The organism is Geodermatophilus poikilotrophus (assembly GCF_900111455.1).
Lineage (GTDB): Bacteria > Actinomycetota > Actinomycetes > Mycobacteriales > Geodermatophilaceae > Geodermatophilus > Geodermatophilus poikilotrophus.
In genome coordinates this window covers 322,192-335,145 of the sequence record NZ_FOIE01000008.1, presented here as the reverse complement: position 1 = coordinate 335,145, position 12,954 = coordinate 322,192, and the positions used below count along the sequence as shown (strand labels likewise).

12 protein-coding genes are annotated in these 12,954 nt (G+C 75.2%); 6 read left to right on the top strand and 6 right to left on the bottom strand.

Annotation, left to right across the window (positions count from 1 at the left end):
* Positions 1-132 precede the first annotated feature (132 nt).
* From BMW27_RS19205 to BMW27_RS19200, 3 genes are all read left to right on the top strand, one after another.
* Positions 133-579: an ATP-binding protein gene (locus tag BMW27_RS19205; protein WP_091446983.1), complete on the top strand. Its 447-nt coding sequence runs from the start codon at positions 133-135 to the stop codon at positions 577-579.
* Entirely contained in the window at positions 576-752 is a 177-nt protein-coding gene (locus tag BMW27_RS23530) for a hypothetical protein (protein WP_175486571.1), read from the top strand. Before BMW27_RS19205 ends, BMW27_RS23530 begins: the two co-directional genes overlap by 4 nt.
* 147 nt (positions 753-899) lie before the next feature.
* Entirely contained in the window at positions 900-2,246 is a 1,347-nt protein-coding gene (locus BMW27_RS19200; protein ID WP_091446980.1) for a cytochrome P450, read from the top strand.
* Between the two features lie 111 nt (positions 2,247-2,357).
* Here BMW27_RS19200 and BMW27_RS19195 read toward each other — a convergent pair whose 3' ends face one another.
* On the bottom strand, positions 2,358-3,716 hold the full coding sequence (locus BMW27_RS19195) for a CynX/NimT family MFS transporter (protein WP_217638207.1): 1,359 nt from the start codon (positions 3,714-3,716) through the stop codon (positions 2,358-2,360).
* On the opposite strand from BMW27_RS19195, the gene BMW27_RS19190 reads away from it, so the two are divergent.
* The 3 genes from BMW27_RS19190 (at position 3,715) to BMW27_RS19180 (ending at position 7,398) form a co-directional block, all read left to right on the top strand.
* On the top strand, positions 3,715-5,991 hold the full coding sequence (locus tag BMW27_RS19190; RefSeq protein WP_091446973.1) for a xanthine dehydrogenase family protein molybdopterin-binding subunit: 2,277 nt from the start codon (positions 3,715-3,717) through the stop codon (positions 5,989-5,991). The genes BMW27_RS19195 and BMW27_RS19190 overlap by 2 nt on opposite strands.
* Positions 5,991-6,494, top strand: a complete 504-nt coding sequence (locus BMW27_RS19185; protein ID WP_091446969.1) for a (2Fe-2S)-binding protein — start codon at positions 5,991-5,993, stop codon at positions 6,492-6,494. The genes BMW27_RS19190 and BMW27_RS19185 overlap by 1 nt, the downstream gene beginning before the upstream one ends.
* Positions 6,495-6,567: 73 nt before the next feature.
* Positions 6,568-7,398: an FAD binding domain-containing protein gene (locus BMW27_RS19180; protein ID WP_091446966.1), complete on the top strand. Its 831-nt coding sequence runs from the start codon at positions 6,568-6,570 to the stop codon at positions 7,396-7,398.
* A gap of 93 nt (positions 7,399-7,491) precedes the next feature.
* Here BMW27_RS19180 and BMW27_RS19175 read toward each other — a convergent pair whose 3' ends face one another.
* From BMW27_RS19175 to BMW27_RS19155, 5 genes are all read right to left on the bottom strand, one after another.
* Positions 7,492-8,841: a sulfate adenylyltransferase subunit 1 gene (locus BMW27_RS19175; protein ID WP_245743713.1), complete on the bottom strand. Its 1,350-nt coding sequence runs from the start codon at positions 8,839-8,841 to the stop codon at positions 7,492-7,494.
* Positions 8,841-9,749, bottom strand: coding sequence for a sulfate adenylyltransferase subunit CysD (gene cysD, locus BMW27_RS19170; protein WP_091446964.1), 909 nt, complete (start codon positions 9,747-9,749; stop codon positions 8,841-8,843). Before cysD ends, BMW27_RS19175 begins: the two co-directional genes overlap by 1 nt.
* Before the next feature lie 96 nt (positions 9,750-9,845).
* Positions 9,846-10,595 (bottom strand): inositol monophosphatase family protein, encoded by a 750-nt coding sequence (locus BMW27_RS19165; protein ID WP_091446961.1) that lies wholly within the window; start codon positions 10,593-10,595, stop codon positions 9,846-9,848.
* A 58-nt stretch (positions 10,596-10,653) separates the two neighbouring features.
* A complete protein-coding gene (locus BMW27_RS19160; RefSeq protein ID WP_091446958.1) occupies positions 10,654-11,367 on the bottom strand; it encodes a PaaI family thioesterase in 714 nt (237 codons plus the stop codon).
* A gap of 30 nt (positions 11,368-11,397) precedes the next feature.
* A complete protein-coding gene (locus tag BMW27_RS19155) occupies positions 11,398-12,918 on the bottom strand; it encodes a sensor histidine kinase (RefSeq protein WP_217638206.1) in 1,521 nt (506 codons plus the stop codon).
* Between the last annotated feature and the right edge of the window lie 36 nt (positions 12,919-12,954).

Here is a 12,954-nt window from a genome sequence, read left to right as displayed (position 1 = left end):
AACCTTCCGTGGCGGGCAATGGTCGTTGCGCACAGCCGGTGTGGTCGTTACGTTGCGTGCAACGGGGTGGCGCGGCATGGAGTCGACGCCCGGGATCGCGCTGCGGTCGCGGCCCCGGTCAGGGGGGAACCGATGTCCACGCTCACCGCCGCCGTCGACCTGACCCCGGTGCCGGCCAGCGTCCCGGTCGCCCGGCACCTGGTCCTGGACCTGCTGGGCGCCTGGGAGGCACCGCACGACGCCGGGGACGCAGCGCTCCTGGTGACCGAGCTGGTGGCGAACGTCGTCGACCACGTCGCCGACGAGGCCTCCTTCACGCTCGAACTCACCCTGTCCGAGCAGTGGCTGCGCATCTCGGTCGCGGACGGCTCGGCGCTCCGGCCCGTGGTGCGGGAGTTCGAGGTCGGCGCCCCCCGGGGGCGGGGCATGCGGCTGGTCGAGGGGATCGCCGACCGCTGGGGCGTCGAGGACCACACCGACGGCAAGCGGGTCTGGTTCGAGCTCGCGGCCCCTGGTTTGGGGGCGGCGACTCCCGGGGACGGGTCGGGGAACCGAGCGACCGAGGAGGAGACGGCATGAGCGAGCCGAACGGCAACACCTACAGCGCGGGCGAGGGGCTCTCCGACGAGGAGATGGTCCGGACCGTCGCCGAGCAGACCGACAGCATCTCCGAGCACGCCGACACGGCGGGCAAGGACTGGGACGGCGACGCCAGCAAGGCCCCCGACCCGAACGCCGACGCCGCGGGCTGACCGAGGACCCCGTCCTCTCCGCCCTCCGCCAGCTCAGGGCGGGACCCCGGACGGGGGCGCGGCGAGCCTCTGGGCGGGGCCGGCCCGGGGCGGAGCCGGGCGTGTGAGGATCCCCCCGTCACCGATGGACGACGGGGGAGTGCAGGCGTGGGGACGACGACACCGGTCGCGGGGTCGCCCGCGGCCCGGGCCCTGCGGCCGGCCCGCACGGTGGCCCGCTGGGCGGTGCGCCACGGGATGCCGGCGGCCTACCTGACCCGCGAGGCCCGCCGCGGTGACCTCGTCGCCCGGCTGCTGAGGGACCCCGTCCTGCGCGCCGATCCGCACACCGTCCACGAGCAGCTGCGCGCCCGCGGTCCGCTGGTCGGCAGCGCGCTGGGTCCGCTCACCACGTCGCACGCCGTGGCCTCCGAGGTGCTGCGGTCCGACCGCTTCGGCGTCGGCTTCGACTGGTCCGCAGCGCCCGGGCCGGCCCGCTGGGCGCTGGCCTTCGGTGACGACCCGACGGCCACCGGCGTCGCGGAGCCACCGTCGATGCTCGTCGTCGACCCGCCCGACCACACCCGCTACCGCCGGCTGGTGGGGCGGGCCTTCACGCCACGCGCCACGGCGGCCGCCGATCCGCTGGTCCGGCGGGTCGCCGACACCCTGCTCGACGCCCTGGAGCCGGCCGCCGCCCGCGGGGAGCCGGTGGACCTGGTCGCGGCGTTCGCGGCACCGCTCCCGGTCCTCGTCATCGCCGACCTGCTGGGTGTCCCGACCGACCGCCAGGAGGACTTCCTCCGCTGGGGTGCCGCCGCCGCGGCGACCCTGGACCCCGGCCTGCCGCTGCGCCGCTTCCTGGCCGCCGACCGCGCTATCCGGGCGCTGCACCGCTTCCTGGCCGGGCACTTCGCCCGGCTGCGCCGGGAGCCGGGGGAGGACCTGGTCAGCCGGCTGGTCGCGGCGTCAGACGAGGACGCCCTCACCGACCGCGAGCTGCACGCCACCGTGCTGCTGCTCCTGGGGGCCGGGTTCGAGACGACGGTCAACCTGCTCGGCAACGCCGTCGTCCTGCTCGACGCGCACCGCGACCAGCGGAACGCCCTGCTCGCCGACCCCACCGGCTGGCCGAACGCCGTCGAGGAGGTGCTGCGCTTCGACAGCCCGGTGCAGATCACCGGCCGCACCGTCCGCGCCGACACCGAGCTGGCCGGCGTCCCGGTGCGGCCGGGCTCGCGCGTCACGCTGCTGCTCGGGGCGGCCAACCGCGACCCGGACGTCTTCGCCGATCCCGGCCGGTTCGACGTCAGCCGCGGCAACGCCCGCGACCACCTGGCCTTCTCCGCCGGCATCCACTACTGCGTCGGTGCGGGGCTGGCCCGGCTGGAGGCGGCCGTGGCGCTCCGCGCCCTGACCGAGCGCTTCCCCGGGCTGCGGGTGACGGGCCGGCCGGTCCGCCGCGACCTGCAGACGCTGCGCGGCTTCGAGCACCTGCCGGTGACGCTCCGCTGAAGCGGCGACCCCCCGCAGGGTCCGCCGCGGCCCCGTCCCGGGTCCCGCCCTGAGCTGGCGGAGGGCGGGGAGGACGGGGTCCTCCAACGGTGAGCAGGACGGGGTCCTCCCTCAGACCGGGCTGACCGCCCGGGGCTGCTCGCCGGTGGCCAGGACGGCGTCCCGGGCGGCGCCCCAGCCGGCCCACGTCATCGGCACCAGGCAGGCGACGAGCAGCAGCAGCGGGGTCGTCCAGCCCCCGGTGAGGCCGTAGAGCCAGCCGAGCACCACCGGCCCCGCGGCCGCGAGCAGGTAGCCCAGGCACTGTGCGACGCCGCCGAGCCGGGCGGCGGTGAGCGGCGTGGGGCTGCGCAGCACGATGAGGGTCAGCGCGAGGGCGAACCCGCTGCCCTGGGCCAGCCCGAAGGCGGCGACCCACACCAGCGTGCCCTGTCCGGGCACCAGCAGGAGCCCGCCGAGCCCTGCCACGTAGGTGGCGAGGACGGCGAGCACGAGCGGCCGCTGGTGGCGCATGCGCCCGGCCTGGGCCGGCGCGAGCAGCGCGCCCACGGCCCCGGCGGCGTTGCTCAGCCCGAGCAGCAGGCCGCCCTCGGACACCGGCACCCCCGCATCGGCCAGCAGCGTGGGCAGCCACGCGCCGAGCGAGTAGAACTGCACGCTCTGCAGTCCGATGAACAGCGTCACCTGCCGGGCCAGCGGCTGGCGCAGCAGCGACCAGGAGCTCCCGCCGGGCACCGCGGACCGGGCGGCACGGTGCGCGCGGCCGGTGCCGGCGACCGGCAGCCACAGCGCGAGGGCGGCCAGCGCCAGCACCAGCCAGCTGCCCAGCCCGCCCCGCCACCCCCAGCCGACGGCGGCGGCGAACGGGACGGTGGCTGCCGCTCCGACGGCCGCCCCGATGTTGAGCGACGCGGAGTACAGCCCCATGACCACGCCGGGCCGGGTCGCCTCGCGCTTGACGTAGGCGGGCATCAGCACGTTGGCCACGGCGATGGCCGCCCCCGCCAGCAGGCTGCCGGCGTACAGCAGGGCCACGGGCGGGAACAGCCGCAGCGCGATGCCGGCGGCGAGCACCAGGAGCGACGCCGCGACCGCCGTCTCCAGGCCCACCCGCCGTGCGGTCCGCGGCGCCAACGGGGCGAACGCGCCGAAGCAGAGCACCGGCAGCGTGGTGAGCAGCCCGGCCATCGCCGGGGACAGGCCGGTGTCGTCCCGCAGTTCCCCCAGCAGCGGGGCGACGGCCACGACGGCCGGCCGCTGATTCAGCGCGACGGCGACGACGGCGGCCCCGAACAGCAGCGTGGCCCAGCGGGAGCGCGTCGTCCCGGAGCCGTCCATCCCGGTCAGCTCACCACACCCGGGCCGACCGGCGGACGCGGCCGCGGTGGTCCCGCGGGGAGCGGGGTGGCGGAGGAGCGCCCGGTCGGAAATAGTGACCGCGATCACCCATCGCACGGAAGGTGAGCGCATGAGCATCCTCGGTACGCGGGTGGTCCGCACGGAGGACCCGTTGTTCCTCACACGCGGCGCGACCTACACCGACGACCTGGCGGACGACCGGCTCGTCGGGGCGCTGCACGCGACCTTCGTGCGGTCCACCGTCGCCCACGGCCGCCTGTTGTCGGTCGACGCCTCCGCCGCCCTGGAGGCGCCGGGCGTGGTCGCCGTGGTCACGGCCGAGGACGTCGCCGACCTGGTCCCGATCCCCCCGCCCTTCCCGTTCGTCAACCGCGCGATGACCCGACCCTGGCTGGCGTCGGACCGCGTCCGCTTCGTCGGCGACCCGATCGCCGTCGTCCTCACCGAGGAGCGGTACCAGGGCGAGGACGCCGCCGAGATGGTGGCCGTCGACGTCGACCCGCTGCCCGCGGTGGTCGGCACCGCCGCGGCGGCCTCCGACGAGGTGCTGCTGTTCCCCGAGGCCGGCACCAACGTCATGGCCTCGTTCGGCCAACCCGCGCCGGCGGACTTCTTCGACGGCTGCGAGGTCGTCGTCACCCAGCCGATGGTCAACCAGCGGGTGGCGCCGGTGCCGCTGGAGAGCCGGGCCGCGGCCGCCGCCTGGGGCGAGGATGGCCGGGTCACCGTCTGGTGCACCAACCAGGGCGCCCAGCAGGCCCGGGGGCAGTTCGGGGACTGGCTGAAGATGGACCCCGACCTGATCCACCTGATCACCCCGGACGTCGGCGGCGGCTTCGGCGCCAAGATCGGGGCCGACCCCGAGTACGCCCTGATCGCCTGGCTGGCCCGGCACGTCGGCCGGCCGGTGCGCTGGGCGGAGAACCGGTCGGAGAACCTGATCGGCATGCTGCACGGCCGGGCCCAGGACCAGGTGGTCACCATCGGGGGTCGCCGGGACGGGACCATCGAGGCGTACAGCCTCGTGGTGGACCAGGACTGCGGCTCCTACCCCCGGATCGGCACGGTGCTGCCCACCCTGACCATGCTGATGGCCTCCGGGGTCTACGGCTTCCCGCGGGTGCACGCGCAGGCGCGCGCGCTGGCCACCACGACGACGTCCATCGGCGCCTACCGGGGCGCGGGCCGGCCGGAGGCGACGTCGGCCCTGGAGCGGGCGGTCGACCTCTTCGCCGCCGAGATCGGCATGGACCCGGCCGAGGTGCGCCGGAAGAACCTGCTGCCGGCGTTCAGCGAGCCGCACACCACACCGATGGGCGCCACCTACGACAACGGCGACTACACCACGGCCCTGGACAGGGCGCTGGACGCCGCGGGCTACGCCGAGCTCCGGGCCGAGCAGGCCCGGCGCCGGGAGCGGGGGGACGCGCGGCAGCTGGGCATCGGGATGTCGGTGTACGTCGAGATCACCGGAGCCGACAACGGCGCCGGCACCGGGGAGGCCGCCTCGCTCGAGGTCCACCCGGACGGCACGGCGACGGTGCTCACCGGCACCTCCCCGCACGGCCAGGGTCACGCCACCGCGTGGGCGATGATCGCCAGCGACCAGCTCGGCATCCCGGTGGAGCGGATCACCGTCGTGCACGGCGACACCGACCGGGTGCCGCAGGGCGGCGGCACGATGGGGTCGCGCAGCCTGCAGCAGGGCGGCGCGGCGGTGCACCAGGCGGCCGGCGAGCTCGTCGAGCTGGCCCGGCAGCGGGCCGCGGAGAAGCTGGAGGTCGACCCCGAGGACCTGGTCGTCGACCTGGGTCTCGCCGGCCTCGCCGTCCGCGGGACGCCGGGGACGGGGGTCACCTTCGCCGAGCTCGCCGGTGACGAGCAGCTGCTGGTGCAGACACATTTCACCGCCGCGGCGCCGACGTTCCCCTTCGGCGCCCACGTGGTGGTGGTGGAGGTGGACGTCGAGTCCGGCAAGGCGGAGGTCGCCCGGCTGATCGCGGTCGACGACGCCGGCACCATCCTCAACCCCCTGCTCGCTGAGGGGCAGCGGCACGGCGGTTACGCCCAGGGGGTCGCGCAGGCGCTGCTGGAGGAGGTCCTCTACGACGAGGACGGCAACCCGACGACCTCGACGCTGGCCGACTACCCGTTCATCTCCGCCACCGAGCTGCCCAGCTTCGAGCTGGTCGAGATGGCCACGCCGACCCCGATGAACGCGCTCGGCGCGAAGGGGATCGGCGAGGCCGGGACGATCGGCGCCACCCCGGCCGTGCAGAACGCGGTCATCGACGCCGTGGCCCACCTCGGCGTCCGGCACATCGACATGCCGACCACCCCGATGCGCGTGTTCCGGGCCGTCCAGCAGGCCCAGGGAGGCAACTGATGCAGATCTCGATCACCGTCAACGGACAGCAGCGGACCGACGAGGTGGAACCCCGGCTGCTGCTGGCCCACTACCTGCGTGAGGTCTGCGGGCTGAAGGCGACCAACATCGGCTGCGACACCACCTCGTGCGGTGCCTGCACCGTCATCGTGGACGGGCTGTCGGTGAAGTCGTGCACGGTCCTGGCCGCCCAGGCCGATGGCGGGCAGGTGACCACGCTCGAGGGTCTGGCCGGTCCGGACGGCGAGATGCACCCGGTGCAGCAGGCGTTCCGCGAGGAGCACGGTCTGCAGTGCGGGTTCTGCACCCCGGGCATGGTCATGGCCGCCGTCGGCGTCCTGGCCGACAACCCCGACCCGACCGACCGCGAGATCCGGGAGGGGCTGGAGGGCAACCTCTGCCGGTGCACCGGCTACCACAACATCGTCCGGGCGGTCCGCAGCGCGGCGCAGGCCGGCCCCGCCGCCGGTCAGGTGCCGCAGGCGCAAGAGGTGGCCCGGTGACCGAGCTCGCGAGGGCACCGATGGACAGAGCAGCCCGGGTCGTGCACCCGACGAGCGCCGGCGAGGAGTGGGCATGATCCCGGGGTCGTTCGAGCTCGTCCGGCCGGCATCGGTCGAGGAGGCGGTCGCCGCGCTCGTCGAGCACGGCGACGACGCGAAGGTCCTCGCCGGTGGGCACTCGCTGCTGCCGCTGATGAAGCTGCGGCTGGCCATGCCCGCCGTGCTCGTCGACATCAGCCGCATCCCGGGGCTGTCCTACGTCCGCGTCGAGGGTGACGAGGTCGCCATCGGCGCGGGCACCCGGCACCACGAGCTGGAGAAGGACGCCGTCGCCGCGGCCGAGGTGCCGATCCTGCCCTACGTCGCCAGCCAGGTCGGCGACCCGCAGGTGCGCCACCGCGGCACGATCGGCGGCACGGTCGCGCACAGCGACCCGGCCTCCGACCTGCCCACCGCGCTGCTGGCGCTGGGCGGCACGGTCGTCGTCCAGGGCCCGAGCGGGCGCCGGGACATCCCGATCACGGAGTTCTGGCTCGGGTTCTTCGAGACGGCGTTGGCAGAGGACGAGCTGATCGTCGAGATCCGGGTGCCGCGCACCGGCTCGGCCGGCTGGGCGTACGAGAAGTTCACCCGCCGGGCCAACGACTGGCCGATCGTCGCCGCGGCCGCCGTCGACGGTCGGGTCGCGCTGGCCAACATGGCGGGCTCGGTCGTCCGGGCCACCGCGACCGAGGAGGCGCTGGCGCGGGGCGCCTCCATCGCGGAGGCCGCTGCGCTGGCCGACCAGGGCACCAGCCCGGGGGCGGACATGCACGCCGACCAGGACTACCGCCGCCACCTCGCCCGGCTGCTCACCCGCCGGGCGCTGGAGAAGGCGGCCGGGGCGCCCGCAGCCGCGGCCTGAGAGGGGACCCACTCCCCCACCGCTCGCAGGCTCGCGGTGGGGGAGGGGGCCGAGTCTGCTGGGCGTGCAAGGCGTGGGGGACGGGCGAGTCCCTCAGCCGGCGGGGGTCAGCATCCCGGCGCCGACGGTGGCGTTGGTGGCCTCGTCGACCAGGATGAACCGGCCGGTCGCCCGGTTGCGGGTGTAGTCGTCGACGAACAGCGGCTGGGTGACCCGCAGCCGCACCCGGCCGATGTCGTTGAGCCCGAGCTCGGTGGCCTCCCGGTCGCGGTGCAGCGTGTTCACGTCGAGCCGGTAGGCCAGCTCCTTGACCACCGCGCGCACGGTGCGGGTGGTGTGCTTGACCGCGATCCGCTGCCGAGGCCGCAGCGGTTCCTCGGCCATCCAGCAGACGAGGGCGTCGAGGTCCTGCGTGACCGTCGGGGCGTTCTCCGGCTTGCAGACCAGGTCGCCGCGGGAGACGTCGAGGTCGTCGGCGAGGCGCAGCGTCACGGCCATCGGCGGGAAGGCCTCGTCCACCGGGCCGCGCGGGCCGTCGATCCCGGCGATCGTCGTCGTCAGGCCGCTGGGCAGCACCTGCACGTCGTCGCCGGTGCGGAACACCCCGCTGGCGACGGTGCCGGCGTACCCGCGGTAGTCGTGGTGCTCCTCGGTCTGCGGGCGGACGACGTACTGCACCGGGAACCGCGCGTCGGTGAGGTTGCGGTCGCTGGCGACGTGCACGTGCTCGAGGTGGTGGAGCAGCGTCGGGCCCTCGTACCAGGGTGTCTTCGCCGAGTGCGTCACGACGTTGTCCCCGTGCAGCGCCGAGATGGGGACGACGGTCAGGTCCGGCACGCTGAGCTTGGCCGCGAAGGCGCTGAACTCGTCGGCGATCGCCTCGAAGACCTCCTCCGACCAGTCGACGAGGTCCATCTTGTTGACGGCGACGACCAGGTGCGGCACCCGCAGCAGCGAGGCGAGGAAGGCGTGCCGGCGGCTCTGCTCGACCATGCCCTTGCGGGCGTCGACCAGCACGATCGCCAGGTCGGCGGTGGAGGCGCCGGTGACCATGTTGCGCGTGTACTGCACGTGGCCGGGGGTGTCGGCCAGGATGAACGTGCGCCGCGGGGTGGCGAAGTAGCGGTAGGCGACGTCGATGGTGATGCCCTGCTCGCGTTCGGCCCGCAGGCCGTCGGTGAGCAGCGCGAGGTCGACGTGGTCGCCCTTGCTGGCGCGGGCCACGGCCTCGTACTGGTCCTCGAAGATCGCCTTGCTGTCGTAGAGCAGCCGGCCGATCAGCGTGCTCTTGCCGTCGTCCACCGAGCCGGCGGTCGCGATGCGCAGGATGTCCTTGCGCGCCGTGGCCAGCTCCACGGCGTGCTCGGCGACGGGGGAGTGCACGTCGACCGGCTCGTCGGCGTCGGTCACGGTGGGGTATGTGGTGTCGGTGTTCGAGGCCATCAGAAGTAGCCCTCCTTCTTCCGGTCCTCCATGGCGGCGTCGCTGACCTTGTCGTCGCCGCGGGTCGCGCCCCGCTCGGTCATCCGGGTCACCGCGATCTCGGCGATGACCTCCTCGACCGTGGTGGCCTCCGAGCGGACGGCGGCGGTCAGGTTCGCGTCACCGACGGTGCGGTAGCGCACCGTCGCCCGGAACGGCTGCTCGCCGTCCTTCGGCCGGATGAACTCGTTGACCGCGTAGAGCATCCCCTGCCGCTCGACCACCTCCCGCTCCTGGGCGAGGTAGAGCGGCGGGATGGCGATCTGCTCGCGGAGGATGTACTGCCAGATGTCCAGCTCGGTCCAGTTCGACAGCGGGAAGACCCGGATCGACTCGCCGAGGTGGATCCGGCCGTTGTAGAGGTCCCACAGCTCGGGCCGCTGGTTCTTCGGGTCCCACTGGCCGAACTCGTCGCGGAAGGAGAACACCCGCTCCTTGGCGCGGGCCTTGTCCTCGTCGCGGCGCGCGCCGCCGAACAGCGCGGTGAAGCCGTGCTCCTCGACCGCGTCGAGGAGCACGGGCGTCTGGATGCGGTTGCGGGAGCCGTTGGGCTCCTCCTTGACCACGCCCCTGGCCATGGCGTCGGGCACCGACGCGACGATCAGCTGCACGCCGAGCTCGGCGACCCGCTTGTCGCGGAACTCCAGCACGTCGGGGAAGTTCAGCCCGGTGTCGACGTGCATGACCGGGAACGGGATGCGGGCCGGCGCGAACGCCTTGCGGGCCAGCTCCAGCATCACGATGGAGTCCTTGCCGCCGGAGAAGAGCAGCGCCGGGCGCTCGAGCTCCGCGGCCACCTCGCGGATGACGTGGACGGACTCGGCCTCCAGCGTCTCCAGCTGGGAGAGCCGGTAGTCAGGGGTGCTCACGGGCGCGGTGCTCCGGGGGATCGGGGGCAGGGCTCGAACCAGCACCAACCGCACCGGTCCGGGGAGGATTCCCGGGGCCCAGTCTCCGCCATGCCCCTACGGCGGTGGCCGGGCCCCCGCCCGCACCGCCGTCAGCAGCCGGGCGGCCAGCTCCGGACGGCACACCAGCAGGTCCGGCAGCCACGCCTCGGGGCCGTTGTAGACCAGCGGCGAGCCGTCCAGCCGGACGGCGGTGAGCCCCGCGGCCCGGGCGACGGCGACCGGCGCGGCCGAGTCCCACTGGTACATGCCGCCCGCGTGCACGTAGGCGTCGGCCTCGCCACGGACGACGGCGGTGACCTTCCACCCGGCCGAGCCCATCGGCACCAGCTCGGCGTCGAGCGCGGTGGCCGCGGTGGTGGCCACCGCGGGCGGGCGGCTGCGGCTGACCGCGATCCGGGGCCGTGCGCCGGCCGGCGCCGGCACGGTGGGCGCGGGGTCGGTGACCAGCACCGCGCCCAGCGCCGGCAGCGCCACCGCGGCGGCCGCCAGGTCGCCGTCCGCCCACAGCGCCACGTGCACCGCCCAGTCCGGACGCGGCACCTCGCCGTACTCGCGGGTCCCGTCGAGCGGGTCGACGATCCACACCCGCTCGGCCGTCAGCCGGCGGCGGTCGTCGACCGCCTCCTCGCTGAACACGACGTCGCCGGGACGGTGCTCGGCCAGCACCTCGCTGATGGCGGCCTGCGCGGCGGCGTCCCCGGCGTCCCCCAGGTCCCGGCCGGTGAGCCGGCCCTCCTCCCGCAGCCCGGTGAGGACGGCGGCGGCCGCCCGGGCCGCGGCTGCGGCGACCTCGACGTCGCTCACCGGACCTCCTTACCGGCGCCCGTCGCCGGTGCGCCTCCGCACGATCCCGCGATCCCGGTCACGTGCGGTCGGTGAGGGCCGTGGCGTCGGTCGGCCGCCCCGGCGGCCGGTGCCGGCCGGACGCGTCGGTGATCGCGCCGAAGTAGTCGGCGTGCAGCTCCTCGCGCGGCATGACGAAGACGCCGCGGGCCTCGACCAGCGTCCGGTCGGGCACCGCCGCGGTCGCGACCGTGCCGGTGACCACGCACTTGCGGCCGGCGGCCTCGGTGACCTGCGCCCGCAGCGCCAGGGGGGTCGACAGCGGCACCGGCCGCCGGTAGTCCAGCTCCAGGCGCACGGTCATGCCCCACAGCCCCGCGGCGATCGCGGCCGAGCCGAGCAGCTGGTCCATGAGCAGGCTGCTGATCCCGCCGTGCACGTAGCCGGGCGGGCCCTCGTAGGCCGGGCCGAGCAGGGCCTCCCCGACGACGCCGCCCTCGACCCGGCGGATCCGCACCGGCGGGGCCAGCGCGCTGCCCACCCCGCTCACCGGGTTGTAGACGCGGCGGAACACCAGCGGGTCGTCGAGCGCGGGCAGCTGCGTCGCCGGCCGCTGCGCGGCGGCCAGGCGGGCGGTGACGGCCCGCGCGTCGGCGGCCGCGGCGCGCAGCTCGTCGGCCGGGACGGTGGTGAGCACCGAGGCGTCCACCAGCTCCCGCAGGGCCGTGCCGAGCTCGGTCACCGCGGCCATCAGGTCGGCGTCGTAGGGCTGCCCGCCCGCGTCGGAGGTCACCAGCGGACGGTAACCGCACCGCCCGCCGGCTCAGGCCGCCGGGCCGTCCGGCACCGGCGGCACCGCGGAGCTGGGGCCGGAGCGGGGCAGCCGGACGGTGAACACCGCTCCCCGGCCCGGGGCGGTGTCCAGGTGCACCGTGCCGCCGTGCGCGGCCACCAGCGCGCTGACGATGGCCAGCCCCAGCCCGGTGCCCCCCGCCGTCCGGGCCCGCGACGGGTCGGCGCGGTAGAAGCGCTCGAACACCCGGGCGGCGTCCTCGGGCGCCATGCCCGGGCCCCCGTCGGCCACCCGGAGCACGACCACGCCGCCGTCGTCGCCGTCCACCGGCCCGTCCCCGGCCGCCGGCTCGTCGGAGACCGTGACCGTGACCGGCGCGGTCGGGGGCGTGTGGACCAGGGCGTTGGTCACCAGGTTGCCGACCACCTGGCGCAGCCGGGCCTCGTCGCCGAGCACCACGGGGACCTCGCTGAGCGACTCGTCCAGGTGCAGGGTGAGCGGCCGGTCGGGCTGCACGGCGCGCGCGTCGTGGACGGCGTCACCGGCGACCTCGGCCAGGTCGACCGGGGTGATGCTGAGCGGGCGCTGCTGGTCCAGGCGGGCCAGCTGCAGCAGGTCCTCGACGAGCACGCCCATGCGGGCACCCTCGGACTCGATGCGCTGCATCAGCCGGGCGGTCTCCTCCGGGCTGCCCACCGCGCCCTGCCGGTAGAGCTCGGCGAAGCCGCGGATCGAGGTCAGCGGGGTGCGCAGCTCGTGGCTCGCGTCGGCGACGAACCGGCGCATCCGGGTCTCCGAGGCGCGGGCCTGCTCCTCGGAGGCCTGCTGCGCGCGGAAGCCGTACTCGATGCGGGACAGCATCCCGTTGAGCGCGGTCGCCAGCCGGCCCACCTCCGTGCGGTCGTCCCCGGCCGGCACCCGCTGGGAGAGGTCGCCGGCGGCGATCGCGGCGGCGGTGCGCTCCACCTCGGTCAGCGGCCGCAGGCTGTTGCGCACCAGGACGTACGCGGCGATCCCGAGGAGGGTGAGCACGGCCAGCCCGACCACCAGCTGGGCGGCGACGAGCTGGCGGATGGCGCGCTCGTCGCGGCCCAGGTCGCCACCGATGACCAGGGTGTAGCCACCGGGCAGGTCGGCGGTCAGCAGCTGCCAGTCGCCGTCCTGCGACGAGGTGGTGCCGGGCGGCCCGCCGGGGCCGCGCACCCCGTCGTCGACGTCGGGCAGCTCGTCGAGCTTCGGCAGGGGGACATAGACGACGGTGAGGTCGTCACTGCCCGGCGCCAGGCAGCCCACGAGGTAGCCGGACGGCGTGGGCCGGTCCACGCCGTTGAGGCAGGCGGCCTGGACCGTGGGGTCGTTCGCGTAGTCGTCGACGACCTGCTGCAGCTCGTCCTCCTGCTGGCCGGCCAGGTAGTCCTTCAGCACCCGGGTCGTGGCGAAGCCCGTGGCGGTCAGCGCGACGCCGACCAGCGTGACGATGAGCGCCACCAGGGTGATCCGCAGCGGCAGGCGCGTGCCGCCGCGGTGCGGACGGGCCGACGTCGTCGTCACGGTGCCCCCGGCCCGTCCCCGCGGGGCGTCCCGCTC